Below are 25,538 nucleotides of genomic sequence, written 5' to 3' on the forward strand. Positions count from 1 at the left end.
CGAAAGGGGAAGCACGTGAAAATGCAGGTGCTGACGAGACGCATCGTGCCGTGGATCGTCCCGGCCCTCATCCTCTTCGCGTGGGAGGTGAGCGCACGCATCGGTTGGCTCTCCGCGCGCGTCTTGCCGGAACCGCTTGCGGTTGCGCGAGCGGCATGGGGGCTCATGCTCAGCGGCGAAATGTGGACCGATGTCGAGGTGAGCGCGTGGCGCGCATTGGTTGGTTTCGCGATCGGCGGCGGCATCGGTTTTGCGCTCGGGCTCGCGACGGGGCTTTTCAAGTCGATCGAAGCGGCGCTGGATTCGACCGTCCAAATGATTCGGAACATCCCCGCGCTCGCGATGATCCCGCTCGTCATCCTCTGGTTCGGCATCGAGGAGCAGGCCAAGCTCTTTCTCGTCGCGCTGGGCGTGTTCTTTCCCATCTACGTGAACACCTTTCACGGAATCCGCTCGGTGGACGGCAACCTCGTCGAAATGGCGAGGAGCTATGGCGTGCGGGGATTGGCGCTCTACCGCCATGTGATTTTGCCGGGCGCGTTGCCCTCGATTCTCGTCGGCGTGCGCTTCGCGCTCGGGTTGATGTGGGTCATGCTGATCGTCGCCGAGACGATTTCCGCGCAGTCGGGCATCGGCTACATGACGATGAATGCGCGCGAATTCATGCAAACGGACGTCGTGGTGGTCGGCATTCTGCTTTACGCATTGCTCGGCAAGTTGGCCGACATGCTCGCGCGCGGGCTCGAACGAAGTCTGCTGCCTTGGCATCCGGCCTATGCGGGCAGTGCCGTGCGTCCGCGCGCGGCGCGCACGCGCCTCGGCGCGAGGTGGACGAGGGCGGTCAAGCGGCCGCACGGGTGGCGAGGAGTGAAGGCGTGAGTGCCTCGACAATGGCGGACGGGATCGGCCTGGCAAACGCTGCCACGCTCGAAACGGGCACCGAGGCGGCGATCGTCCTGAAGTCGATTTCGAAGCGTTATGCCGAGCGCGTTGTGCTCGATCGTCTCGACCTGACCGTCGCCAAGGGAAGCTTCGTTGCGATCATCGGGCGCAGCGGCTGCGGAAAGTCGACGCTGCTGCGCCTCGTGGCCGGTCTGGAGACGCCCGACGACGGCGAGCTCGTCAGGGGCGAAAGGGGCGAAGGCGGCCGTCGCGAGCCGCGTGGAGCGCCCCGCACACGCATCATGTTTCAGGATGCCCGACTATTGCCGTGGAAGAGCGTGCTCGCTAACGTCATGCTCGGCCTGCCGCGCGCGGCGCGCGATGAAGCGCGCGCGGCACTGGACGAGGTGGGGCTCTCGGCCCGCGAGCACGACTGGCCCGCGCAGTTGTCAGGGGGCCAGCGGCAGCGTGTGGCGCTTGCGCGTGCGCTCGTGCATCGCCCCGATCTGTTGCTGCTCGACGAGCCGCTCGGCGCGCTCGACGCGCTCACGCGCATTGAAATGCACGAGCTCATCGAGCGGCTTTGGCGCGAGCACCGGTTCACCGCGCTGCTCGTGACGCACGATGTGCAGGAAGCCGTGGCGCTCGCGAGCCGAATTCTGCTCATCGAGCGCGGGCGCATCGCGCTCGATCGGCAGATCGAGCTCGCGCGGCCGCGAGCGCGTGGCACGGCCGCGTTCGCCGCGATCGAGGACGCCGTGCTTCAGCGTGTGCTCGAGCCCGCGAGCTGACAAACCGCTTCGCGTCCGGCTGTGCCCGCGGCTGCAAGTGAGTCGTCACTTCCATTGTCATTCCATTGTGATCTGGTGGCTGCCGTCGACGATCCACGTGCTTCGGGCTTCGTAGAGCGCTCCATCGATATCCGAGTCTTCTCGTCTGCTGATTAGTGGGCGCCGTTATAATGCGGGACCATTCGTTCCGCATCGACCCATGAGCCGAGTCCTCTGCGCACTGCTGATTTCGTTCGGAATCCTGACGCATGCCTATGCCGAGGGCTCTGAATCGACAGCCGTACCCGCACCCGCAACGAGTGGAATCGACACATCGTCGTTAGCGCAAGCAAGCGGCGCCTCGGCACCCGCCCACGCATCCGTGAGCGAAGCCGCGACTGCGCAGACGCATCGCATCTCGAGCATGCTCGTGGAAAAATTCGGCCTCGCCCGTGCGAAGGCGGAAGAGATCACCAACGCGGTAGTCTCCTCGGCATCGAAGTACTCGCTGCCGCCGGCGCTCGTGCTTGCAATCATCTCGATCGAGTCGCGGTTTCGCGAGAAGGCGCATGGCCTGCACGGCGCGACCGGACTCATGCAGGTCGTGCCCGCCGCACACCGCCGCCTGGTGAGCCATATCGATCTGACGGAGCCCGCCGCCAATATCGAAGCCGGGTCCGCGATCCTTCATGGCTATATAGAGTCGGCCCAGGGCGACGTGGCCGCGGCGCTCAAGAGCTACGGCGGATCGTCGGCCTATGCCCGCAAAGTGAGCCTGCGCGTCCATGATTTCGAGGCGGGCGTCGGGGCAAGCGCGCCTGACATCGCATTCGACGCGAGCGGTGCGCGCTAGCGCTCGCTGCATCCGTTTCCCGAACCCCGCTTCCCGTGCCTCGAGCAGTCAGCAATGCCCTTTCGCTACGCGCGCCACGCGCTCGGGGCTCGAGTCGTTCGGGCATGTCGAATTTTCCATATCGCTGCGCGCGGTGAATGATCGCTCTGCTAGAATCCAGTAACGTCGAAGACGCCGGCAAGAAGGGCGATACTAAAAAGTCCGGAACAAATTCGAATCGACGTCGTGGGCCAATTTCGATCATAGGAAAGATAATGAAATTGCTCCGTCGATTGCTGATTTGTTTCGTGGCGCTTGCGGCAAGCTCCCAATCCGATGCGGCGCAATGGGTCCATCTGGCGAGCGAACGCGATCTCTCTTACGAGGTCGACATGGATAGCGTCAAAAGCGGTCCCGATGGCTATCTGGAGTACGTTGGGAAGACACTGTGGAAAGTCCCCGCGATGCTTTCCGGGGCGACGAAGCCTGTTGCCGTCTCCATCACCCGCTATCAAATCGACTGCGACCATAAAGCGTGGCGCGCGATCGATACCAACTATATGACGGCCGAGGGCGAGCCGGCAGGCAAGGCCCAACCCAAGGATGCGGCTTGGACGCCCATTGGGCCCGGCACCGTCGTCGACCTGATGTTTCGGAAAGTGTGCTGAGCGACCGTGTACGCGGGAACCCCATACGGCCTGATGCTTTGGTCTACCATTGCTGCCGACCCGCATGCACAGCGACGCGCTGTGCCGGCGGAGACGTCTCGATCGCGAGGACAATATGCGTATGACGCGCAAGCTCGGAGTTGCTGCGCTGCTGTCGGTTTTGACGATCGGCGCGGCGCTCGCCGACGAAGTCGTCTACAAGGCAAGCCTGCAGCCGTCGAGCGAGGTGCCGCCGACGACGAGCAGGGGAAGCGGTGAGCTGAAAGCGATGTTCGACACCTCGACGAAGCTCCTCAAGTGGGCCGGCTCGTTTCAGGGGCTCTCCGGCCCCGCCACGATGGCGCGGTTTCAGGGACCGGCATCGGTCGGCCAAAACGCCGCCGTGCAGATCGACGCCCCGCTCGCGAAGGCGCTGCGCGGCGACATCGAAGGCCAAGCCACGTTGACGGACGCGCAGATCAACGACCTCGAGACGGGCAAGTGGTACTTCAATATTTATACGGAGCAATACAAGAGCGGCGAAATACGTGGCCAGTTGTTGCCGTCGCCCCCTGTGCCGCACTAACTTCTGTCCATCCGGTCTAGATCGGATATTCGAGAACCGCTCGTACATGGCACGTTCGTCGCAAGTACCATGATCGTTTGCCGCGTTCAGGGAGTGGGCCGCGATGAGTTGGCAAAGCGCCGTCGTCAGCTGGGTTCTCAAGAAGCAGTTTCGTCCGGAGACGGAGAAGCCTCATGTGAGCGTCGAGCGTGCCCGTACGCGCACGGCCGAGCGCGTCTGGTCGCCAAAGGTGCCGGCCGGCTGGCGGCTCACCGAGCACTACGGCGTCGACGACGCGCCGTTACGCGGCGAATGGCTCCAGCCGGCTGGCAAACTCGGCGCCCCTGCCCATCCCGCCGCGACGGCGCCTCTCGATAGTGCGGCCGTGCCCGACGCTGGCGCGCCGATGCGCACGCTACTCTATTTGCACGGCGGCGGTTACTACTTCTGCTCGCCAAGATCGCATCGCTCGCTCGTTTTTCCGCTGGCGGTGCGTGCGGGCGCCCGCGCGTTTTCGCTCGATTACCGCCTTGCGCCCGAGCATCCATTCCCCGCCGCCGTCGACGACGCGCTCGCCGCCTATCGTTGCCTGCTCGCCGACGGGATACCGCCCGATTCGATCGTGGTAGCGGGGGACTCGGCGGGCGGTGGCCTCGCGCTCGCGCTTCTTCTCGCGTTGCGCGACGCGAAAGACGCGTTGCCTGCCGCGGCGCTGCTGTTCTCCCCTTGGACCGACCTTGCGGCGACGGGCAAGACGCTCGTCACGAACGACGGAGCCGATCCGATGTTTCGCGGTGCGGCCATCGAGCGCGCGACGCGTCTCTATCTGGCCGGCGCGGATCCCAGGCACCCGTATGCGTCGCCGCTCTACGGAAATTTCACGGGCCTGCCGCCGCTGATGATTCAGGCCGGCAGCACGGAGGTGCTGCTCGACGATGCGCGGCGTGTCGCCGAGCGCGCGCGGGCGGCCGGGTGTGTCGTCGAGTTCGAGGTCTGGGCGAAGATGCCGCATGTCTGGCAACTATTCGCCCCGTTCATTCCCGAGGCGCGCCGCGCCCTCGATCGGGCGGCTGCGTTCGCGCGCTGGCATGCCAGCGAACGCTATCGTCAGCGCAGCGGCGAGAGGTCGATTGCTCTATAGGCGGTTTCCACAACCTCTGTGCCATATCGCCGCTCGAGCCGACGGATCGTGAAATGGCCGTGCGCCGTCTGCTGGAAATGGTCGATGAAGGCCGTGTTGACGACGGCACCGAGCACCGCCCCGATCGCGGGAATCGACTTGGCCGCGACCTGCTCGCTGACTTGCACGGAAAAGCGCGCCGCGATCGCGTTCATGAGTCTCAGTAGCGCGGCGGTGCCGTGGGAGGCGAGGCTTTTCGACGCGAGGTCCGACGAAGCCTTCGATATGGCCTGCGCGAGCGCGCCGCGCGCGATGAAGTAGCCGAACTCCGCGTCTTCGTTGGCCTGCTCGCGCTTCGACCGGGTGCCGCCGCCGAGGCCGAATACGGACAGACATTGCAGCTGCGTCTCGATCGTCCGCAAGTCCTCGCCTTCGCTGCGGGCGATATCGCAGATGGAACGGAACATCAGGGTCGTCGTAACCGGCAGTTCCGCCGGCAACGCCAGCAGCCCGAAGGCACCGCCGGCCGCGCCGGTGGTCGCAACCGCGAGCTTGTGCCAGATGTCGCGGGCCTTGGCGGACGCGGCCGAGCCGCCCGGTAGGAGGCCCTCGGCCTCGCCGCGCACGCCGAGGCTCGCCAGCGCGGCCTGCAGACACTTGTCCAGCGCGCGCCGCGTCGCTTCGGCGATGGTCTCGTGCGCCGCCGCCGGCAGACGCGCCATCAGCCGTTCCACCGGCGCGCCCGCGGCGCCGGCCAGCTTCATCGCGAGCGGCGCACGCTCGAGCGCGCGCTTCGCACGCGCGAGCGCCGCGAGATCGTCGGCCGTGAGCGGGCCGGCAATGGCCGGGGTCGAGTTTTCCATCACAGCATTTCCCTTGACGGTGAGGCAGAGCGCCCGCCGGCGGCACGGGCGCGAAGGACGGCGCGAGCGCGAGGCGGCGACTGCGCCACCATGCTATCATTTCAGTTCTTTGACGACACAACGATTGTTTCATCAAACGATGGCTGTTCATACGGCCCCTCACCACTCGAAGGGGCAGGTCCTCCCTTTTCGCGAGTCGCTGCTGGCGATGCTCGGCGTGTCGTTCGTGACGATGCTCGTCGCGCTCGACCAAACGGTGGTGGGCACGGCTTTGCCCACGATCGTCGCCGAGCTGAAGGGCTTCGACCTTTATGCATGGGTCGCGACCTCCTATCTGCTCACATCCGTCATCACGGTACCGATCTTCGGGCGGCTTGGCGATTACTATGGCCGAAAGCCGTTCGTGATTGCGTCGATCGCCCTTTTCACCGGGGCGTCGGCGCTTTGCGGCGCCGCGAACAGCATGGTTTTTCTCGTCTTTGCGCGCGGCTTGCAGGGCATCGGCGGCGGCATGCTCGTCGGCACCGCGTTCGCCTGTATCGCGGATCTCTTCCCCGATTCGGTCGTGCGGCTGCGCTGGCAGGTGCTGATGAGCTCGGCTTTCGGCATTGCCAACGCGATCGGGCCGTCACTCGGGGGCTTTCTCACGCAGTACTACGGCTGGCGCTCGGCGTTCTACGTCAATCTGCCGGTCGGCCTGCTCTCGCTCGTCTTCGTCTGGCGCTATCTGCCGCATATGCGGCACGTCGAGCACAAGGGCCGCATACGGCTCGATTGGCCCGGCGCGCTGTTGATCGCGATCTCGCTCTCCAGTCTGCAACTCTTCGTCGAATGGGTCGCGCACGACGGCTTCACGCCGGTCGTCGCCGCACTCGTCATGCTCAGTGTCGCCAGCGCTTTTGCCCTGCTGAAATGGGAGCGCGCGAGCGCACAACCGATCCTGCCGCTCGACATGTTCCGCAATGCAAGCCTCGCGGCGCTTTTCGCGTTGTCGGTGCTCGGCGGGTTCACGATGTTTTCTCTGCTCTTTTACGCGCCGCTGCTGCTGCAGGGCGGCTTCGGGCTTTCGCCGCGCGATGCAGGATTCGTCATCACGCCGCTCGTCGTATTCATCACGATCGGCAGTATCACGAATGGCCGCATCGTCACGCGCATCCGCAATCCGAATTCGATGCTTTGGATCGGGTTCCTGCTCGTCGCCGTCGCATGTCTCGGCACCGTCGCCGCGACGCGCAACATGCCGCACGCACTGCTGATGACCTTCATGGTGGCGGGCGGGCTCGGCCTTGGCTTCGTGCTGCCGAACCTCACGGTTTTCGCGCAGCAGACGGCGGGCCGCGAGCACCTGGGCATCGCCACCGCGCTGCTGCAGTCCCTGCGGATGATCGGCGGAATGTTCGGCACGGCGTTGACGGGCACGCTCGTTTCACTGATGTACCGGCATCGCGTCGGGGGCGCGCTGCAAGCGGCGAATGCCACGCCATGGCTCGATCAGATGCGCGATCCGCAAATCCTCGTGAACCGTGAGGCCCAGCAATCGCTCATCGCGCAGCTCGCGCACGCCGGCCATGACGGTGCCGCGCTGCTCGAGACGGCACGCGAGGCGCTCGTCGCGTCGATTCATGCCGGCATTGCCGTCGCGATGGCCGTCGCGCTCTTCGCCGCCTGGCAATGCCGGCGCGTGCCGCGGGTCAAGATCACACGCGCGCCCGAGCCTGCCGTCGCGAGCGAATGAACCGAACCGGACCTGGAGCAGGCAATGGAAGAACATGAATACGTCGCGGTCGTCCGCCAGTTCGGCAGCACCTATCGCGCTTTCATGTCGGCATTCGAGGCGCACGTCGGCCACCCCATGCCGCGCTGGCGCATCCTTTTCGCGCTTTCCGATCAGCTCGGGGAATGGTCGCAAAAGCGCCTTGTCGAGCGCCTGCGGATCGACCCGGGCGCGCTGACGCGGCAATTGAAGGCGCTCGAGGCGCTGGGCTGGGTGGCCCGCAGCGTCGACGCGCGCGACAACCGCGTAACGAACGTGGAACTGACGAGCGAAGGCGCGGCCGTCGTCGCCGAAGCGCTGCCGCGGCGCAACGCATTCCTGCGCGAAACGATGGGTGCGTTGCCCGACGATGCGCTGCGGGCGCTTTCGGCCGCGCTCGCCAAGTTCGAGACGCGCATCGCCGAGGTAGCGCAAGCGGAGACAGTCTGAGTCGGATGGGCCTGCGATCGGTAAGTCACTATGAGCAGGCCCTGGTCGTTCAGAAGTACGTTTCGACGACTTCGGTGACTCGGTACTGTTCATCCACGATCAGCACCTGCCGCCACTTGTCGAACGTCAGGCACGGATGCGAAATGTCGAACGCGAGCATGTCGCCCACCTTCAGGTCGGCGCCCGGCGCGATGCGCATGTAGGCGTGCTGATCCATGAGTCCCGTCACTTCCCAGCCTTCGTCGGCGGCGATTTCGCGCGGAGCGGGCGTACCCGGCCTGTAATGCCGTGCCGGAACCGGCAGACCGGAGTCGAAAGCGGCGTCGCGCTTGCCTAAGGCGACGATCGCACGATCGGCTTCCGGGATCGATTGAACATAGGCCCAAAGCTGCAGCGCCGGCAGCAGGGCCTCGCCCATCTTCTTCGCGACGGGATTGCGCGCGAGAATGGCGGCCTGGGCCTTCTTATAGATGCCCACGTCGTGGGTGACATAGCAGCCTGGCCGCAGTATGACCTCGACGGCGCCCGACTTCGATTCCTGCGCGAACTCCTCGGCGACCACGTCGTACCAGGCGGAGCCGGCGCCGGACAGGATCGCCGGCGTGCGTGCGAAGCGGCCTTGCGCCGCGAGGGCGCGCGTCGTTTCGACGGCGCGGCGCAAGAAGGTCCGCACGGCCGCTTCGTCAGCGAGGACGCCCTCGTAAATCTCGATGCCCGCCAGCCGCAGTGTATCGGGATACCGCGCGATGGCCGCGAGCACCGCGTCGCGCTGTGCATCGTCCCGCACGCCCGTGCGCCCGCCCGGTACGCCGAGTTCAATGAGAAGCTGCAGCGGCTTGCGTACCGACTCGAAGAATGCGCCGAGCTGCTCGACGCCGTCGACGGAATCGACGAGACAGAAAAACTCGAACTCCGGGTCCGTGAGGAGCTCCGCGATCATCGCCATGTTGTGCCGCCCCACGAGCTGGTTCGCCATCAGCACGCGCTGGACGCCGCCGAGATACGCGGCCCGCGTCTGATGGGCGGTGGCGAGCGTGATGCCCCAGGCGCCCGTTTCGAGTTGTCGGCGAAAGAGTTGCGGCGCCATCGTCGTCTTGCCGTGCGGCGCGAGCTTGACGCCGTACTCCGCGACGAAAGCCTGCATCCACTGAAGGTTGTGCTCGATCCGGTCCGCATAGAGCACGGCGGCCGGCAGGCTGACGTCCTCGGCGAGCAGATTCCATTCGAGGTTGGCCGCCGATTCGAGCGGCACGCTCGCGCTCGGCACCGTGCCGAGGCCCTTGCTGCGGGGATCGATCGTCGCGTTTTGATAAGTGATCTTCATAGGCGTGCTAACTGTCCTTGTCGGTCGTCGTCGGTTGTCGAGCGCTGCTCGACTGCATATGATGGATCCGGCACTATATCGATCGTATGAAAGCGCAGATCAGCGTGCCGGTGGAAACATCCGCTTTCCGTGCATGGTACCGAACCTGCAGGTAGGATCGAAGCGATGACCCCGCCTCTAATGGGTCGCCCCCACGCTCTCTGCGTTCGCTGCCCGCTCCCGCAAGGGGACTTCCTCAGGGAGCCCCGAAACGGTGCTCCCTTCGGGGCGCGAGGGGGCCGTCAGTGGCTTGGGGCGGCGCAGTGACCGAAGGAAATCCCCGTGGGGACGCCCACTGACAGGAGACTACGCATGCATTCTCACCCCGAAGCCGCCGATACGCTGATCGTCGGGGCGCAGCTATACGACGGCACGGGCGAGCCGCCCGTCGTGCGCGATGTTGCCGTGCGCGACGGGCGCATTGCCGCCATCGGCAATCTCTCGAACTGGCTCGCCGAGGAAGTCGTCGAGGCGGAAGGCCGGGCGCTTGCACCGGGTTTCATCGACGTTCATACGCACGACGATACGCACGTCATCCGCTCGCCTCAATGTCTACCGAAGATCACGCAAGGCGTAACCACGGTCATCGTCGGCAACTGCGGCATCAGCGCGTCGCCCGTGACGCTGAAAGGCGATCCGCCCGACCCGATGAACCTGCTCGGCGAGCGCGACGCGTTTCGCTATCCCACATTCGCGGCCTACGTCGATGCGATCGAAGCGGCGCGCCCCGCCGTCAACGTCGCGGCGCTCATCGGCCACACGGCGCTGCGCAACAACCACATGGATCGCCTCGATCGTGCCGCGACCGAACGCGAGCTGGCCGCGATGCGCGCCGAACTCGAGGAGGCGCTTGCGCATGGCGCGCTCGGCTTGAGCTCCGGGCTCGCCTACGCCTCGGCCAACGCCGCGCCGACCGAGGAGGTGATGGCGCTGGCGGAGCCGCTCGCCGCCGCGGGGGCCGTCTATACGACACACATGCGAAGCGAGTTCGACGCCATCCTCGAGGCGTTCGACGAAGCGTGCCGGATCGGCCGCCATGCGCGTGTGCCCGTCGTCGTCTCACACCTGAAATGCGCAGGGCCGAGCAACTGGGGCCGAAGCAAAGAGGTGCTCGCCTCGCTCGAAGCGGCGCGGCGGATCCAACCGATCGGCTGCGACTGCTATCCGTACGATCGCAGCTCGTCGACGCTCGATCTGAAGCAAGTCACGGGCGACATCGAAATCACGATCACGTGGTCGACGCCGCATCCCGAGCAGGCCGGCAAGCGCATTTCAGCAATCGCGGCCGAGTGGGGCGTCAATGAGCGCGAGGCGGCCGAACGTCTGCAGCCGGCGGGCGCGGTCTATCACAACATGTCCGAGGACGACGTTCGCCGAATCCTCTCGCACCCGGCGACGATGATCGGCTCCGACGGCTTGCCGAACGATCCGCTGCCGCATCCGCGCCTATGGGGCGCGTTTCCGCGCGTGCTCGGCCACTATGCTCGCGATGCGAAGCTCATCCCGCTCGAGGAGGCGGTGCGGAAGATGACGAGCCTGTCCGCGCAGCGTTTCGGGCTCGGGCCTCGCGGCGAGGTACGCGTGGGCTTCCAGGCCGACCTCGTGCTGTTCGACCCGGCGCGTATCCGTGACGCCGCGACCTTCGAAAACCCTCGGCAGGCCGCCGACGGCATCGACGCCGTCTGGGTCAACGGCGTGCTGTCGTGTCGTAACGGGGAGGCGACGGGCGAGCGGGCGGGCCGGTTCGTCGCCCGCGGGGCGACCTGGCGCGAGCAGTGATCGCGCCGAGCCGGCGAGCTTTCGAATCGTCGATGCCGGCTGCGCGCGAAACGCGCGCTTTACTGCCGCGCCGTGCGTGCGTTGTCAGGCATCGGCAGGTTGAAGTTCGTGCGGAAAGGGTTGATGTCGAGCCCACCGCGCCGCGTGTAGCGCGCATAGATCGCGAGCTTCACGGGCCGGCATTCGCGCAGGATGTCGACGAACATCCGCTCGACGCATTGCTCGTGGAACCCGGTGTGATTGCGATACGAGATGATGTAGCGCAACAGCCCGGCCTGATCGATCTGCGGGCCGACATAGTGGATTTGTACGCTGCCCCAATCCGGCTGGCCCGTGACGGGGCAGTTCGACTTGAGCAGATTGGAGAACAACGTCTCTTCGACAGGCGCCTCGTCGAGCGCAGCCTTCAGCAGCGACGATTCCGGATGATAGACGTCGGTCTCGAGGTCGAGGCGGTCTAGCGAGAGTCCGTCGAGTTCATCGAGTTCGAGCTTGCCGAACTCCGACGGTGATGCGAGCCGCACCGAGACGGTCGCGCCGCAGGCGGCCGACACGTCGCGTTTGAGCATCTCGCGCAATGCGTCGATCGATTCGATGCGCGTTTGGGCGAACGAGCCGAGATAGAGCTTGAACGACTTCGATTCGACGATGTTCGGCGACTCGGCCGGCACATAGAACGTGGCGATCGCGATCTGCGGCTTGCCGCGCGCGTTGAGCCACGAAAGCTCGTAAGCGTTCCAGATGTCGGTGCCGAAAAACGGCACCTGCGCATCGATGCCGATTGCTTCGCGCGCAAGGCTGCGCGCGATCGGAAAGAGCAGTGTCGGATCGTACTGCTCGGTGTATGAGGACGGCTTGCCGAGCGGCGATTGGTCGGGGGTCATGGCAAAACTTCTTGAATCTGTCCGTTGATGCGGCCTCAGGCGAGAAAGAGCCGGTAGACCGGATTGCGGCTTTCATCCCAATGCGGGTAGCCGAGCGTCGAGAGGAAGCGCGCGAATGCGTCATCGTCGGCGACGGGCACCTGAATGCCGACGAGGATCGAACTGTAGTCGGCGCCTTGATTCCGGTAATGGAACAGGCTGATGTTCCAGTCGGGCGCCATCGACGAGAGGAACTTCATCAGCGCGCCGGGCCGTTCCGGAAACTCGAAGCGAAAGAGCCGCTCGTCTTGCGCGAGCGGCGAGCGCCCGCCCACCATGTAGCGGATGTGCTGCTTCGAGAGCTCGTCGTTCGTGAGGTCGACGGTCGGAAAGCCGTGCGCCTCGAACGTTCGCGCGATGTCGGCCGACTCGTCGCGGCTCTTGATCTGCACGCCGACGAAAATGTGCGCGGCGCTCGCGTCGGCGATCCGGTAGTTGAACTCGGTGACGCTGCGCTCGCCGACGAGCTCGCAAAACCGCTTGAAGCTGCCGCGCTCTTCAGGAATCGTCACGGCGAAAACGGCCTCACGGGCCTCGCCCACCTCGGCGCGCTCGGCAACGAAGCGCATCCGATCGAAGTTCATGTTCGCGCCGGACGTGATGGCGACGAGCGTCTCGTTCTCGACGCCCGTGCGCTCGGCATATTGCTTCGCGCCCGCGACGGAGAGCGCGCCGGCCGGTTCGAGCAGGCTTCGCGTGTCCTGAAAGACGTCCTTGATCGCGGCGCAGATCTCGTCCGTGTTGACGGTCAGCACGTCGTCGAGATACTCGCTGCAAAGGCGGAACGTCTCCTCGCCGACGAGCTTGACCGCCGTGCCGTCCGAAAAGAGCCCGACCTCGTCGAGCGTCACCCGCTCGCCGGCTTTCAGTGACGTCGCCATCGCGCACGAGTCTTCCGTCTGCACGCCGATGACCTTGATCTCGGGGCGCACGGCCTTCACGTAGGCAGCCACGCCGGCCGCGAGCCCGCCGCCGCCGATCGGCACGAAAATCGCGTGGATCGGGGCTTGGTGCTGACTGAGGATCTCCATCGCGATCGTGCCCTGGCCGGCGATCACGTACGGGTCGTCGAACGGATGGACGAACGAGAGGCCGCGTGCCTGCTGAAGCTCGAGCGCGTGCGCGTAGGCGTCGCTATACGATTCGCCGGCCTGGACGACGTCGACGGTCGGGCCGCCATGCGCGCGCACGGCGTCGACCTTCACTTGCGGCGTCGTCACGGGTACGACGATGACGGCTTTCACGCCGAGGCGCGCGGCCGAATAAGCGACGCCCTGCGCGTGATTGCCGGCCGAGGCGGTGATGACGCCGCGCGCCATCGCGTCGGCGGAAAGGTGCACCATCTTGTTGTAGGCGCCGCGCAGCTTGAACGAGAAGACGGGCTGATTGTCTTCCCGCTTGAGGTAGACGCGGTTCGCGAGGCGCGCCGACAGGTTGCGGGCCGGCTCGAGCTCCGTTTCGTGAGCCACGTCGTAGACGCGCGCTGTCAGGATTTTCTTGAGGTAATCGTGGGAAGACGTGGACATGTGATGACGCGGCAATGCGCTTCGACGGACCGCCAGAGGCTGAAAAGGACAATGATAGCGCCAACGGCGCCTCGGTCACGAAGTGGGAGCCAGCCGCTTGCCGCACTTTCGCGGCGAAAGCCGCCTCGTTCGCGCCGCGGGCGGTGATCCACCGTTTAGTTGATCGGCCTGTTTCAGTAAGTCGAAATTAGCCGGTGCTCGTCGCCCGGGGCTTCGCGTCGGGTTTTCATCGGTCCGGCCTACGCAGCTGGCGCGGCTTCTCCCTCGTTCTACGCTCCCCCGTTAATCCGTCTGATTTTTACGTGAACCTTTCGATTCTTGCCAGTAGTGCAGGCAGAGTTCCGCCCATCTTGATCGCAAGACGGAATTGGGCGTGCGCGAGACAGACCGATCCAGCCTGATGGTCGGGCAGCCGCTGCTTTTCCGTTCCAAACGACGAACGAACACGGGCGGCAAGCATGAGGCTAGGAAGGTTCATCCACAGGCGCGGCCAATGTCGTGTCGCACTCTGCGTTTTGGCGCTGGCGGTGACGCCTGCGATGGCGCAGCCTGCGTCAATGGTGGATGGCTCGCAGCAAGAGCTGCGTCAACGGGAGCGTGAGCGCGCGTTAAGGTCACAGCAGGAGGCCGCTCCCAACGTGCGGCTCCAACGACCGGTTCAGGCGGGCGATGAACGGCTGCCGGAGCACGAGTCGCCCTGTTTTCGCATTGACCGCATCCTGCTTGAAGGCGATGCTGCTGAACGGTTCCAGTGGGCGGTAAAGGCGGCCAATCCGGCGAACGATCGTGCAACGGGCCGGTGCCTCGGCAGTGAAGGCATCAGCCTGACGATGAAACGCGTGCAAAACGCAATCGTCGCGCGCGGGTATGTCACGACGCGGGTCCTCGCCCCGTCACAAGATCTCACGCAAGGCACGTTGACGCTCGCGGTCATCCCCGGCCGCGTTCGCCGAATTCGCTTCTCGGAGGGCCGTGGCCGCCGCGGGACGAAATGGAATGCTGTTCCCGCGCGCCCCGGCGATATCCTCAATGTGCGCGACATCGAGCAGGCACTCGAGAATTTTCAGCGCGTACCCACTGTCGATGCGGATATTCAGATCACGCCCGCGGAAGGTCCCGACGCCAAGCCTGGAGATAGCGACCTTGTCATTAAATGGAAGCAGGACTTCCCATTTCGGATCACGTTGTCGGCGGACGACGCTGGCAGCAAATACACGGGCAAATGCCAAGGCAGCGTAACGCTCTCCTACGACAACTGGTGGACGCTCAACGACCTCTTTTACGTCAACCTCAATCACGATCTTGGCCGAGGCTATGGCGATGGCAAGGGGACGCGCGGATACACGGTCCACTATGAGGTGCCGTACGACTACTGGTTGCTTGGCTTCACGATCAGCGGCTACAACTACCGCCAGTCGGTAGCGGGTGGGAATTGGACCTACGTCTTCAGCGGCAGCAGCGAAAACAGCGAGCTGCGCTTGTCGCGCCTCTTCTATCGCGATGCTGTGCGAAAGGCGAGTGCGTACGTCGCCGCCTGGTCGCGCAATTCGCGTAACTACATCGACGATACGGAAATCGAAGTGCAGCGCCGCCGCATGGCCGGTTGGGCGGTTGGTCTCGCGCATCGCGAATTCATCGGCGCTGCAACGCTCGATGCCGACGTCGCGTACCGGCGCGGAACGGGGATGTTGTCGGCACGTGCCGCGCCGGAAGAAGCGTTCGGCGAAGGTACGTCGCGCTCGGCGGTGATTACCGCGCAAGGGCAGTTGAACATCCCCATCGCGGTGTCGAAGCAGCGGTTCCGATATCTCGTTGCATGGCGCGCGCAGTGGAACCGTACATCACTGGTGCCGCAGGATCGCTTCCAGATCGGCGGACGGTACACGGTGCGCGGCTTCGACGGCGAAACCACGCTGCTCGGCGAGCGCGGCTGGCTCGTGCGCAACGAGCTCGGCTGGACTTTTGGCAACACAGGGCAGGAGCTTTACCTCGGCGTTGACTATAGTCAGGTCCGCGGGCCATCGACGCAAGAGCTCGTCGGCACACATCTCGCCGGCGCGGTGATCGGTCTGCGCGGAGCGTACAAACGGCTTTACTGGGATGCGTTCGCCGGCCGCCCCATCAGCAAGCCCGATGGATTTCAAACCGCCAGCACCACCGCGGGATTCAACATCAGCTGGACGTATTGAGGCGCGATGCATGAGGAATGAATCGCTCGAGATTATGGCCCCCGGCCTGTTGAATACGCCGTGCAACGAGGCAGAAGCGCTGGGCAGCGCCGTTTGGCTCTGGATGCATTCGGCCGCGCATCGCGACGCCCCGCTGCATGCCCTTGCATCCGCGTTGTTGCCGGCCATCAAGCACAAGCAATTCGTGCTCGCCGCGGAAGCCGGCAAACCCGTCTTCTATCTCGCCTGGGCAAGCTTGTGCGAAGCAGCGGAAGCGCGCTACCTGAGTCATCGGCCCGAACTCATGCCCGACGCGGACTGGGCGAGTGGGGACCGGATATGGATCCTGGACTGGGTGGCGCCGTTCGGCCACACCCGAACCTTGCGTCACGTCGTGGCGCGGCTCTTTGCCGATCGCTGTTTGCGTTCGCTCTATCACCGCGGCGATGAGCGGGGACTACGTGTCATGGAGTTCAACGGGATCGCTGTGACGAAGGAGGAGGCGCGAGCCTGGTTCTTTGATCATCCCATCGCGTGTGCACTACCGCATTCGAAGGACCGAAGCAAATGAACAAGTACCTCTATCGCATCGTCTTCAACAAGGTCCGGGGCCTGCTGATGGCTGTCGCCGAAACCGCGGTGACCAACGGCAAGGCGCCGGGCACCTCGCTTGTGCCGGGCGCCACGACAGAGGCCGCAGCGACCGTTGTTGCAGCCTTCCGACCATTGCAGTATTCGATTTTGCTGGCATTGGGGCTCGTGAGCCTTGCTGCAAAGGCCCAGATCGTGGCGGACCCCCGCGCGCCTGGCAATCAGCAGCCGACCGTCCTGAACGCGGGCAACGGCGTGCCGCTGATCAACATCCAGACGCCGAGCGCCGCAGGCGTTTCGCGCAACACCTACAGCCAGTTCGATGTCAATTCGCAAGGCGCCATTCTCAACAACGCGCGCAAGTCGGCGCAAACGCAGTTAGGCGGCTGGGTGCAGGGCAACCCGTGGCTGGCGGCGGGTACCGCACGCGTGATTCTCAATGAAGTCAATTCGAGCAATCCGAGCCTCCTGCGCGGCTATCTCGAGGTAGCGGGAGATCGCGCGCAGGTTGTCATCGCAAACCCGGCGGGCATCACCTGCGACGGTTGCGGATTCATCAACGCCAATCGGGCGACGCTGACCACGGGTACACCCATCTTCAACAATGGGAATCTCGACAGCTATCGCGTTCAGAACGGCATGATCGGCATCACGGGAGCCGGACTGGACGCGAGCCGCACAGACTATACCGATATCATTGCGCGCTCCGTGCAGGTGAACGCCGGCATCTGGGCGAACTCATTGAAGGTGACCACGGGGCCGAACGAGGTTAGTGCCGACCATACGCAGATGGCGGCGATCACGGCGAGCGGCAGCGCCCCCGCCTACGGGCTCGATGTCGCGAACCTCGGTGGCATGTATGCCGGCAAGATCACGCTCGTCGGCACTGGGTCGGGCGTGGGCGTGCGCAACGCCGGGCAGATTGGTGCATCGGCGGGCGAGGTTTTGGTGACGGCCGACGGCCGGCTCGAGAACAGCGGACGCATCACGGCGAGTGGGTTGGTGCGTGTCGACACGAACGGCGGTATCTCGAATGCGGGCATTGTTTACGCACTTGGCGATACACAAGTGACGACGCGCGGCAATGTAGTCAATACGCACACGATCGCGGCGCAGGGCAACACGTCAGTCGAAGCGGCGGGAACGGCCAGCGCGATCGACAGCCAATCGAACTCATTGCTTGGAGCCGGCGTACGCAGCGACGGCACGCTCGGCGGGAGCGGTACGCTGCAACTGGCCGCGACGGGCCAGATCGGCGCGCACGGGCAGAACCTCGCAAGTGCGGATGCGACGGCAAGCGGCGCGGAAATCAGTCTGGCCGGCAGCCAAACGGCCGCGAAGGACGTCACGTTGACGGCGAGCGGCGGTGGCATCGAGCTGAGCGGGGCGAGCGTTTCGGCGACACAGACATTGACGGCCAGTGCAGCCGGTACGCTCAGTACCAATAGCGCCACGGTATCGGCCGATCGGTTGTCGCTCGCGGCGCGCGATATTTCCAACAGCCAGGGCAACCTTGTTCAGACGGGCACCACCGATTTGGCGATTCGACTTTCCGGACAGTTCGATAACACCAACGGGCGGATTGCTGCGAACGGAGGCAATCTATCGATCGGTGCGCAGACGCTGACCAATACCAATGGGCGCATCGAGCATGCTGGTACCGGGACGCTGTCGTTGGGTGCCACCACTGTAGATGGAGCGCGCAGCGCGATTGGCACGAACGGTACGCTGTCGATGACGTCACAGACGATCACGCTCGATGGCGGTAACGTGGCGGCGAACAAGCTTAGCTTCGACACGCACGCGCTGTCGAATCGTAGCGGACATATCATTCAAACCGGTACCGGCAACGCATCGATTGCCGCTCGCGCCTCGCTCGACAATAGCGGCGGCACGATTGCCGCCAATGGCGCGGTGACGGTGACTGGCAGAGACTTGCTGAATCAGGGCGGCACGATTCAGGCCGCAGGCGCATCGCCGCTGACGATGAAGATGTCGGGCGCATTGAACAACAGTGCGAAAGGCAAGATTGCCGCGGGCGGTGACGCCAGCATCAATGCGGTGACGTTGTCGAACGCGAGCGGCGGACTCACCGCGGGCGGCGCACTCGATGTGCTCACGGCTGGTGCTGTGGCCAATGCGGGTGGCTTGCTTGCCGCGAACGAGAACGTATCCATTGTCGGAAGCTCGATCGATAACGCGAGCGGTCAGATCGGGTCGGCTCACAGGGGATTGATGGTGACGGCGTCCGCGGGGGCCATCGACAACACGTCTGGCCGTATCGAGGCGGCGCGGACCGTCGCGATCGCGGCCAATGGACTCACCAATACGGATGGCGTGGTGTCCGGTCGCACCGACGTGCGACTGAATAGCAGTGGGCGGCCGCTCGACAACACGCGCGGCACGGTCGCCGCAGGCGGATTGCTCGAAGTCCAGAGCGGACGGTTGACCAACAATGCGGGCAGCTTGCAGGCCAGCGGGACTGTGACCGTTGACACCCACGGCCAGACGCTGTCGAACACGCATTCCGGTCCGGCAGGCGGCATTCTCGCCCAGAGCGCCATCACACTGAGAACGGGCAAGCTCGATAACTCGGCGGGCTTTATCGGTGCCACGGGCGACATCAACGCGACAACAGCGCAGATCACCAATGCGCGGGGCGGGCAAATAACTGGAAAGGACGCCATAACACTGACCGGCACTGGCGTTGATAACCGCGGTGGCAATGTTCAAGCGCTCGGCAACCTGGCGATCGATGTAGGGAGCGGTACCGTTGACAACAGCGCAAGTTTGATGCGCTCGGGTGCCGCATTGACGATAGGTGCTGGCAGCCTCGTCAATCGCGGCACGCATGGCAACGACCGAGGCGTCGAAGCGCAGAGCATCAGCGTGACTGCCGATGCGATCGACAACCGGTCCGGTGCTGTGCGAGCCGACACGTCCTTATCACTGACAGGCTCGGGCACGATCGACAACACCGGAGGTCTGATCTCGTCCGCGCAATCCGTGCAGGTGCGCGACCGCGATCTGACGCAAAAGACTCAGCGAGTGATCAACAAAGGCGGCACGTTGATCGCGGCTAAATCGCTCGGTGTGAACAGCGCCGGACTATCCGGTGACGGAAGTGTGCTTTCGCAAGGCGACCTCAATGTCAGCCTCGCGGGCGACTTCGTCAATGCGGGCAATTTTGAAGGCAACGGCAACGTCGAAATTGAGACTGCCGGGAAGCTTACGAACCAGGCGGTGATGCTGGCTGGCAAGACCCTAACAGTGAATGCCCGCGACATCGAAAACGAGGCACGCGGCGAGTTCAGCGCGGCAACCTCGCAGATCAGCGCCGGAGGGACGATCACCAATCGAGGGTTGATCGACGGGCAGGATACGACCGTTTCATCCGGAGTCCTCAATAACGTGGGAACTGGCCGCATCTACGGCGACCATTCTGCGATATCGGCCGGCACGGTCAATAATGACGCCGAGAACGATAGGGCGGCGACCATTGCCGCGCGCAGTCGCCTCGATATCGGCGCGCAGACCATCACGAACCGTGAGCATTCATTGATCTTCAGCGCGGGTGATATGTTTATCGGCGGCGCCATCGACGGTAGCCGCACCGCTACGGGTTCGGCGGGTGTCGTCAATAACAACAGCGCGTCGATCGAAGCGCTTGGTGAGCTCAAGCTGACCGCCGTCGACGTCAACAACACAAATGAGCACTTCGCCACCACGGTTCAGCGGCAAGGTGAGCCGGCGCATATCGTCGAGTACCAGGGCGACGGATCACCGAATCGCTATGCGAGCGGCGAATCCGACGTTCGCGTCTACAGCGACGAGTCCGACCACTTGCGTACTCCGGAACGCAACTACGAGAGCTGGAGCAAGTACGAATACGATCGCACGACGGCGGCCACTGTCATTGCAGAATCCGATCCGGGGAGGATCACATCGGGCGGTGCCATGCGCATCAAGGCGAACAACGTACTCAACGACAAAAGCCAAATCATCGCGGGAGGTGCGCTCGATGGAACAAATATAGCGAAGCTCCAGAACACCGAGGTGGCTGGCCAACAGATAGTGACGGATATCGGCACAGTCACATCGTATTGGCGCAATCACAGGAAGGGTCGCGATGATACAGGTAGCCGCTCCACAGCATATACGCCACCGGCGACGATCAGCGACATTCGACTGACGCCGACGGTCTACCGAGGTCATACCGCGCCGGGCGGGAGCGGCACCGAAATCGCGGGCGTCAGTACCGCTCCTCTCGTACGAGGCGCAGTTGGCGCAGGCCCAGCCGGTGTGACGGTCCGTGCCGGCAGGGCGATAAACCCCATCACCGAGGTCGAAGCCGTCAACGCGGCCGCAAGCGGCCACTCGTTCGTCATTCGTAGCGCCGCCGTCAACACCACGGTGCCGAACACGAGCCTCTTTTCCGTGAACCCCGATCCGACGGGCAACTATCTGATCGAAACGGATCGACGCTTCGTCAACTATCGGGAGTGGTTGTCATCGGACTATATGTTGGAACAACTGCGGATCGATCCGGCGCTCACGCACAAGCGCCTGGGCGACGGCTTTTACGAGCAGAAGCTGATTCGTGAGCAAATTGCACAACTGACGGGTCGCAGGTTCCTTAAAGGTTACGCGAGCGAGGAGGCCGAATATCGGGCGCTGATCAACAACGGCTTGACCTACGCGAAGGAATGGGATTTGCGGCCCGGCATTGCGCTGACCGCGGCCCAGATGGCGCGATTGACGAGCGATATTGTCTGGCTCGTCGAAAGCGAGGTGACGTTGCCGGATGGGCAGACCACGAAGGCACTCGTGCCGCAGGTCTATGTGCTTGTGAAGCCAGGTGATGTCGACGGATCGGGAGCGTTGATCTCGGGGCAAACGGTCGACCTCAAACTATCGAATGATCTCGTGAACCAAGGGACGATTGCGGGCCGCGATGTTGTCTCGCTCACGGCCGAGAACGTCAAAAACCTTGGTGGGCGCATCTCAGGTAGTCATGTTGCGGTTAAGGCGAAGACCGATCTTCTCAATCTGGGCGGCACCATCGATGCGGCCAACAGTCTCTCGGCCATCGCGGGGCGCGATTTGAAGAGCGTCAGTACGACGAACAGCAATGCGAACGGCCAGGGCACGATAACCAACGTAAGCCGTGTGGCGGGGCTCTATGTGACAGACCCGTCGGGAGGGACGCTGGTTGCCGCGGCGGGGCGGGATCTCACGCTTGCAGGTTCGCAGATCGGCAATGCAGGCGCGGACGGGCAGACAGTGATTGCGGCGGGGCGCGATCTAAACCTCGCCACGATCGATAGGTCGAGCAGCCAGTCGCTGAAATGGGATGCCAACAATTGGCGCAAGGACAGTACGCACCGGGAGCTGGGGGCGTCGATCCAAACAGTCGGCGACCTGCGCCTGTCGGCTGGCCGCGATTTGAATGCGCGCGGCGCCTCGGTGACGAGCGAGCAAGGCGCGCTGATCACGACAGCCGAAAACGACATCAATCTGACGTCGTCGAAAACGACACGCAACGTCGACGAGGCGCATCAGCATAAAGGCAAGAGCAGCTGGTTCTCGTCAAAGACTATTTCGACGCGCAATACCTTGTCTGAAGCGATGAATCGAGGCACGACGTTCTCGGGCGACACGGTCCATCTGCAGGCAGGCCACGATATCAATGTGAAGGGAAGCAACGTCGTATCGACGCACGGCACGTCGTTGATCGCGTTGCACGATGTGAATATCGAAGCGGCGATCAATTCGGCGACCGAGCGGCACTACCGCGACGAGAGAAAGACGGGCCTTTTTGGCACGGGCGGCATCGGATTCACGATCGGGACCGAGCAACATAGCCAGGACAACCGGAATACTCGAACTAGTGCGTCCGCGTCGATTGTCGGCTCGACGAACGGCAACGTCGCTATTGCCGCGGGCAATCATTACAGGCAGGTTGGCAGCCATCTCTTGGCGTCGCAGGGCGACATCGATATTCAGGCGAAGAAGGTGGATATCCTCGCAGCCGAGGAGATCAGCCACGGTACGCAGGAGACGCAGTTCAAGCAATCGGGTCTCACCGTGGCGGTGACGGCTCCGGTGATCGCGGCGATACAGACTGCCGGGCAGATGAAGCATGCGGCCGGCGAGACATCGGACATGCGCCTCAAGCTGCTCGCCGGGGGGGCGATGGGGCTGGCGGGCAAAAACGCGGCCGATGCCGCAAAGGCTGATCCGAAGTCGGGCGGCGGCGCGAGCGCCTCGATCACGGTGGGCGGCTCGAAGAGCCAAAGCAAGACGACGGAAGACAGCGTGCGGGTGGCGGGCTCCAAGGTCACCGCGGGCGGCGGCGTGCGCATTCGCGCTACGGGCGCTGGAAAGGATTCGACGTTGACCGTGCAGGGCAGTGACATCGAGGGCGGCGGCGATGTAGACCTGCAGGCCGACGGTGCGATTGCCCTGCTGGCGGCGAAGAATGCCGTGGAGATGCATCACTCCAGCAGCAGCATGAGTGGCGGTGTGGGTGTGGCGGTGAGCGCAAATTCGAATGGTGCGTCCTTCGGCGTGACGGCCAATGCGAGTGGTTCACGCGGCAAGGGCGACGGCACCGACGTGATGTGGACGAACACGCATGTGTCGGCGGGCAAGAAGTTCACACTGAAGTCGGGTGGAGACACAACGTTGCGCGGAGCGGTGGTTGGCGGCAGGCAAGTGATGGCCGACGTAGGCGGCAACTTGACGATCGAGAGTCTGCAGGATACGAGCACGTACCACAGCAAGCACGAATCCGTCAGCGGCAGCGTCACGGTGGGCTATGGGATTTCGGGCAGCGCGAACTATGGCCAGCAGAAGATAAGCAGCGACTTCGCGAGCGTGGCCGAGCAGTCGGGCATCAAGGCGGGTGACGGCGGCTTCCAGATCGACGTCAAGGGCGACACTCACCTGAACGGCGGCGTGATCACGAGTTCTGAGCAGGCGATTGCCGATGGCCTGAACAGCTTGACGACGGCAACGCTGTCGACGAGTGATATCCAGAACCGTGCGGAATACAGCGCGAGCGGCTTCGCGCTGGGAGGCGGCTATAGCTCCGATGGTGGCGGCATGTCGCCACGAGGTGGCAAGGGCAATTCGACCGCTGGCGGCGTCGGCACGAATCAGCAGGGTCAGGCGACGACGGGTGGTGACAAGGTGCCGGGCAGCGACTTGCCGCGCTCGGGCAATTGGAGTGCGGCGCCGCCCGTGGTCATGGGTGCGTCGGGTGACGGCAGCAGCACGACGGTCAGCGGTATCAGTGGCGGGGCGATTCACATCACCGACCAGGCGAAGCAGCAAGCGCTGACCGGAACAAGCGCGGAGGAGACGATTGCAAGCGTCAATCGCGCGGTGACGACGGAGCGCGATGGAACGAATGCGCTGAAGCCGATATTCGATGAGCGGGAGATCCAGGCGGGATTCGAGATCGTCGGCGCATTGCAGCGCGAGACGGGGCGCTTTCTTGCCAATCGGGCCAAGGAAGTGGATGCGGCGCAGGCAGCGGCGAACGACCCGAAGCTGACGCCGGAGGAGCGGGTACTGGCGCAGCAAAAGGCGGATGACTTAACGGCGGCTTGGGGGCCGGGTGGCAGTTACCGACGGGTGCTGACGGCGCTGACGGCGGCCGCGGGCGGAAATGTGACGGGCGGAGCCGAAGCGTTCACGCGGGATGCGGCGGTGAGCTATCTCCAAGGCTTGGCGGTGAGTGAGGTGAAGGAGTTGGCCAACCGGCTCGGGGAAGGCACGCCCGAGGCGGAAGCGGCGCGTGCGGCGTTGCACGGGATCGTGGGATGTGCGGGAGCGGCTGCGAGCGCTCAGACATGCAACGCAGGCGCGATGGGGGCGGCGGCCAGTTCGGTGCTGGGCTCGCTGCTCGGGCCAACGACGGGGCTCAGCGCGCAGGAGAAAGAGGCGCAGACCAATCTCGTCACGTCGTTTGTCGCGGGCGTGGCAGGCGGGATGGGCGATCCGGTGACAGCCGCGAACGCGGCGGGCACGGAGGGGTTGTACAACCGGCAGCTCCACCAGCATGAATACGATGATGCAAGGCGGCATGCGAAAACCGTTGCGAAGGAACTTGGCATCAGCGAGCAGGAAGCGGAAGGCCGGATCATTGCGGAAATGCTGAGCAATTCGGATAAGCGGACGGCGGAAGCGACGGACGGTAAGCACGACTACGAAATCCGCAGGATTATCGGTTGCCAGAATCTGAACTGCGACGGCTACAAGAGCGACCCGAACTATGGGGACCACGCTTATAACAGTGAATACGTCGAGCCAAATCGGTCTTCGTATGAGCTGGGTCAGCAGCAGCTTGGCCGTGGCCAGACGTATAACGAACTGGTGACGTCGAACATTCAGAAGGATCCAGTGGGTTCGACTCTCGCCGGTGTTGGCATGATGGGTCTAGGACTTGCGACGGGCGGCCCATTGGCAACTATGGGAATGATGGGTATCGGTACAACAGTCGGGCTGGGCGTAAACGGAGGCCTCCAGCTTATTAGTGATAAGCCGTTTGACTGCACGAGCTTCGGTACTGCGGGCATCACAGGGGCTTTGTCGACGGGGATGCGGTTTGCTCCTGTTCTGCTTACTAACGTAGGTGGAGCGCTTACGAGCTCGGCTCTGCGCGGCGAGAACCCGAATGGCGCGATGGCCGGAGCTACAGCCGGAACGGTTATCGGTTATCCCGTTGGTGCGAAAGTTGAGAGCGGCCTCGGTAATGTGATAAATCCTTGGTATCGGCAAGAGTGGCGATATGTTGGGATGGGCATATCAACCTACGTACCGAAAAGCACGATCCCATCCTGGTTCGGAGGTGCCGGCAATGGTGTGATACAAGGAATCACCGATAGTGCGGTTCAAACCAAGGTAGAGCCATGAAGCCGAAGACAAGCTTTGAATTGTTCCGCTGGGCCCACTTTGTGTTGCTCTGGCTAGTCGGCATGACTGTGATTGTTATCGTCGGCGAGATTGCTGTTGGTCCTGCGCTGCAATGGTTGTTGTATGACATTCCATACCAATTACCACCGTGGACCCGAGAGGTACGAATGGCCGTATTCGTCGCGCTCTTTAGCTTCTTTATTGGCACGGTGATATGGCTTTACGAAAAGAAAGTCTCCGGCCGTTAGGCCGAAAACAGTCGCGAGCAAACCGCCCTCGTGAAGCGGCGACGGGCGAAAACGACGTCAATGTGAACTCGTCGGAAATGGCATTGCCCTGCTGGCGGCGAAGAATGCCGTCGAGATGCATCGCTCTAGTAGCAGC

Annotated in this window: 17 protein-coding genes; 13 read left to right on the top strand and 4 right to left on the bottom strand. The window is 63.8% G+C overall.

The window, feature by feature from the left end; translation table 11 throughout:
• The first annotated feature begins 21 nt into the window (after positions 1–21).
• The 6 genes from ssuC to B0G57_RS12470 all read left to right on the top strand — a co-directional run bounded on the left by ssuC (position 22) and on the right by B0G57_RS12470 (position 4,837).
• Positions 22–879: an aliphatic sulfonate ABC transporter permease SsuC gene (gene ssuC, locus B0G57_RS12445; protein WP_018443679.1), complete on the top strand. Its 858-nt coding sequence runs from the start codon at positions 22–24 to the stop codon at positions 877–879.
• A gap of 11 nt (positions 880–890) precedes the next feature.
• Entirely contained in the window at positions 891–1,673 is a 783-nt protein-coding gene (locus tag B0G57_RS12450) for an ATP-binding cassette domain-containing protein (RefSeq protein ID WP_018443680.1), read from the top strand.
• Positions 1,674–1,872: 199 nt separating this feature from the next.
• Entirely contained in the window at positions 1,873–2,505 is a 633-nt protein-coding gene (locus B0G57_RS12455; RefSeq protein WP_018443681.1) for a lytic transglycosylase domain-containing protein, read from the top strand.
• A 137-nt stretch (positions 2,506–2,642) separates the two neighbouring features.
• Positions 2,643–3,152, top strand: coding sequence for a surface-adhesin E family protein (locus tag B0G57_RS12460; RefSeq protein ID WP_146013361.1), 510 nt, complete (start codon positions 2,643–2,645; stop codon positions 3,150–3,152).
• A 115-nt stretch (positions 3,153–3,267) separates the two neighbouring features.
• Positions 3,268–3,717, top strand: coding sequence for a CHRD domain-containing protein (locus B0G57_RS12465; RefSeq protein ID WP_026230232.1), 450 nt, complete (start codon positions 3,268–3,270; stop codon positions 3,715–3,717).
• Between the two features lie 103 nt (positions 3,718–3,820).
• Positions 3,821–4,837, top strand: coding sequence for an alpha/beta hydrolase (locus B0G57_RS12470; RefSeq protein WP_018443684.1), 1,017 nt, complete (start codon positions 3,821–3,823; stop codon positions 4,835–4,837).
• Here B0G57_RS12470 and B0G57_RS12475 read toward each other — a convergent pair.
• Positions 4,804–5,679, bottom strand: coding sequence for an EcsC family protein (locus B0G57_RS12475; protein WP_018443685.1), 876 nt, complete (start codon positions 5,677–5,679; stop codon positions 4,804–4,806). The genes B0G57_RS12470 and B0G57_RS12475 overlap by 34 nt on opposite strands.
• Positions 5,680–5,818: 139 nt before the next feature.
• On the opposite strand from B0G57_RS12475, the gene B0G57_RS12480 reads away from it, so the two are divergent.
• Positions 5,819–7,414: an MFS transporter gene (locus B0G57_RS12480; protein WP_020566541.1), complete on the top strand. Its 1,596-nt coding sequence runs from the start codon at positions 5,819–5,821 to the stop codon at positions 7,412–7,414.
• Positions 7,415–7,438: 24 nt separating this feature from the next.
• The gene (locus B0G57_RS12485) at positions 7,439–7,882 is read left to right on the top strand and encodes a MarR family winged helix-turn-helix transcriptional regulator (RefSeq protein WP_018443687.1); all 444 of its coding nucleotides are present in this window, start codon (positions 7,439–7,441) and stop codon (positions 7,880–7,882) included.
• A gap of 49 nt (positions 7,883–7,931) precedes the next feature.
• On the opposite strand, the gene B0G57_RS12490 is transcribed toward B0G57_RS12485, so the two are convergent.
• Complete coding sequence (locus B0G57_RS12490) at positions 7,932–9,206, bottom strand: amino acid deaminase (RefSeq protein WP_018443688.1); 1,275 nt, start codon at positions 9,204–9,206, stop codon at positions 7,932–7,934.
• Positions 9,207–9,557: 351 nt separating this feature from the next.
• Between B0G57_RS12490 and B0G57_RS12495 the strand changes: the two genes are divergently transcribed.
• Positions 9,558–11,024, top strand: a complete 1,467-nt coding sequence (locus tag B0G57_RS12495; RefSeq protein WP_018443689.1) for an N-acyl-D-amino-acid deacylase family protein — start codon at positions 9,558–9,560, stop codon at positions 11,022–11,024.
• A gap of 59 nt (positions 11,025–11,083) precedes the next feature.
• Here B0G57_RS12495 and queF read toward each other — a convergent pair whose 3' ends face one another.
• On the bottom strand, positions 11,084–11,908 hold the full coding sequence (gene queF, locus B0G57_RS12500) for an NADPH-dependent 7-cyano-7-deazaguanine reductase QueF (protein ID WP_018443690.1): 825 nt from the start codon (positions 11,906–11,908) through the stop codon (positions 11,084–11,086).
• 35 nt (positions 11,909–11,943) lie between these two features.
• Complete coding sequence (ilvA, locus tag B0G57_RS12505) at positions 11,944–13,473, bottom strand: threonine ammonia-lyase, biosynthetic (RefSeq protein ID WP_018443691.1); 1,530 nt, start codon at positions 13,471–13,473, stop codon at positions 11,944–11,946.
• Between the two features lie 539 nt (positions 13,474–14,012).
• Between ilvA and B0G57_RS12510 the strand changes: the two genes are divergently transcribed.
• The 4 genes from B0G57_RS12510 to B0G57_RS12525 are packed head-to-tail and all read left to right on the top strand — an operon-like array spanning position 14,013 to position 25,402.
• On the top strand, positions 14,013–15,662 hold the full coding sequence (locus B0G57_RS12510; RefSeq protein ID WP_199189636.1) for a ShlB/FhaC/HecB family hemolysin secretion/activation protein: 1,650 nt from the start codon (positions 14,013–14,015) through the stop codon (positions 15,660–15,662).
• Between the two features lie 10 nt (positions 15,663–15,672).
• A complete protein-coding gene (locus tag B0G57_RS12515; RefSeq protein ID WP_018443693.1) occupies positions 15,673–16,212 on the top strand; it encodes a toxin-activating lysine-acyltransferase in 540 nt (179 codons plus the stop codon).
• A complete protein-coding gene (locus B0G57_RS12520; protein WP_102607122.1) occupies positions 16,209–25,154 on the top strand; it encodes a two-partner secretion domain-containing protein in 8,946 nt (2,981 codons plus the stop codon). Before B0G57_RS12515 ends, B0G57_RS12520 begins: the two co-directional genes overlap by 4 nt.
• Positions 25,151–25,402 carry a hypothetical protein gene (locus B0G57_RS12525; RefSeq protein WP_018443695.1) on the top strand — a complete coding sequence of 84 codons (252 nt, stop codon included), beginning with the start codon at positions 25,151–25,153 and terminating at the stop codon, positions 25,400–25,402. Before B0G57_RS12520 ends, B0G57_RS12525 begins: the two co-directional genes overlap by 4 nt.
• The last annotated feature ends 136 nt before the right edge of the window (positions 25,403–25,538 follow it).

It is taken from the genome of Trinickia symbiotica (assembly GCF_002934455.1).
GTDB lineage: Bacteria > Pseudomonadota > Gammaproteobacteria > Burkholderiales > Burkholderiaceae > Trinickia > Trinickia symbiotica.

What these genes read in the sequence shown, in the direction of transcription:
- B0G57_RS12515 (WP_018443693.1), top strand. Translation starts at nt 15,673, where the DNA reads ATGAGGAATGAATCGCTCGAGATTATGGCCCCCGGCCTGTTGAATACG.
- B0G57_RS12460 (WP_146013361.1), top strand. Translation starts at nt 2,643, where the DNA reads ATGATCGCTCTGCTAGAATCCAGTAACGTCGAAGACGCCGGCAAGAAG.
- B0G57_RS12455 (WP_018443681.1), top strand. Translation starts at nt 1,873, where the DNA reads ATGAGCCGAGTCCTCTGCGCACTGCTGATTTCGTTCGGAATCCTGACG.
- B0G57_RS12480 (WP_020566541.1), top strand. Translation starts at nt 5,819, where the DNA reads ATGGCTGTTCATACGGCCCCTCACCACTCGAAGGGGCAGGTCCTCCCT.
- B0G57_RS12525 (WP_018443695.1), top strand. Translation starts at nt 25,151, where the DNA reads ATGAAGCCGAAGACAAGCTTTGAATTGTTCCGCTGGGCCCACTTTGTG.
- ilvA (WP_018443691.1), bottom strand. Translation starts at nt 13,473, where the DNA reads ATGTCCACGTCTTCCCACGATTACCTCAAGAAAATCCTGACAGCGCGC.
- B0G57_RS12490 (WP_018443688.1), bottom strand. Translation starts at nt 9,206, where the DNA reads ATGAAGATCACTTATCAAAACGCGACGATCGATCCCCGCAGCAAGGGC.
- B0G57_RS12470 (WP_018443684.1), top strand. Translation starts at nt 3,821, where the DNA reads ATGAGTTGGCAAAGCGCCGTCGTCAGCTGGGTTCTCAAGAAGCAGTTT.
- B0G57_RS12450 (WP_018443680.1), top strand. Translation starts at nt 891, where the DNA reads ATGGCGGACGGGATCGGCCTGGCAAACGCTGCCACGCTCGAAACGGGC.
- B0G57_RS12495 (WP_018443689.1), top strand. Translation starts at nt 9,558, where the DNA reads ATGCATTCTCACCCCGAAGCCGCCGATACGCTGATCGTCGGGGCGCAG.
- ssuC (WP_018443679.1), top strand. Translation starts at nt 22, where the DNA reads ATGCAGGTGCTGACGAGACGCATCGTGCCGTGGATCGTCCCGGCCCTC.
- B0G57_RS12465 (WP_026230232.1), top strand. Translation starts at nt 3,268, where the DNA reads ATGCGTATGACGCGCAAGCTCGGAGTTGCTGCGCTGCTGTCGGTTTTG.
- B0G57_RS12520 (WP_102607122.1), top strand. Translation starts at nt 16,209, where the DNA reads ATGAACAAGTACCTCTATCGCATCGTCTTCAACAAGGTCCGGGGCCTG.
- B0G57_RS12510 (WP_199189636.1), top strand. Translation starts at nt 14,013, where the DNA reads ATGGCGCAGCCTGCGTCAATGGTGGATGGCTCGCAGCAAGAGCTGCGT.
- B0G57_RS12485 (WP_018443687.1), top strand. Translation starts at nt 7,439, where the DNA reads ATGGAAGAACATGAATACGTCGCGGTCGTCCGCCAGTTCGGCAGCACC.
- queF (WP_018443690.1), bottom strand. Translation starts at nt 11,908, where the DNA reads ATGACCCCCGACCAATCGCCGCTCGGCAAGCCGTCCTCATACACCGAG.
- B0G57_RS12475 (WP_018443685.1), bottom strand. Translation starts at nt 5,679, where the DNA reads ATGGAAAACTCGACCCCGGCCATTGCCGGCCCGCTCACGGCCGACGAT.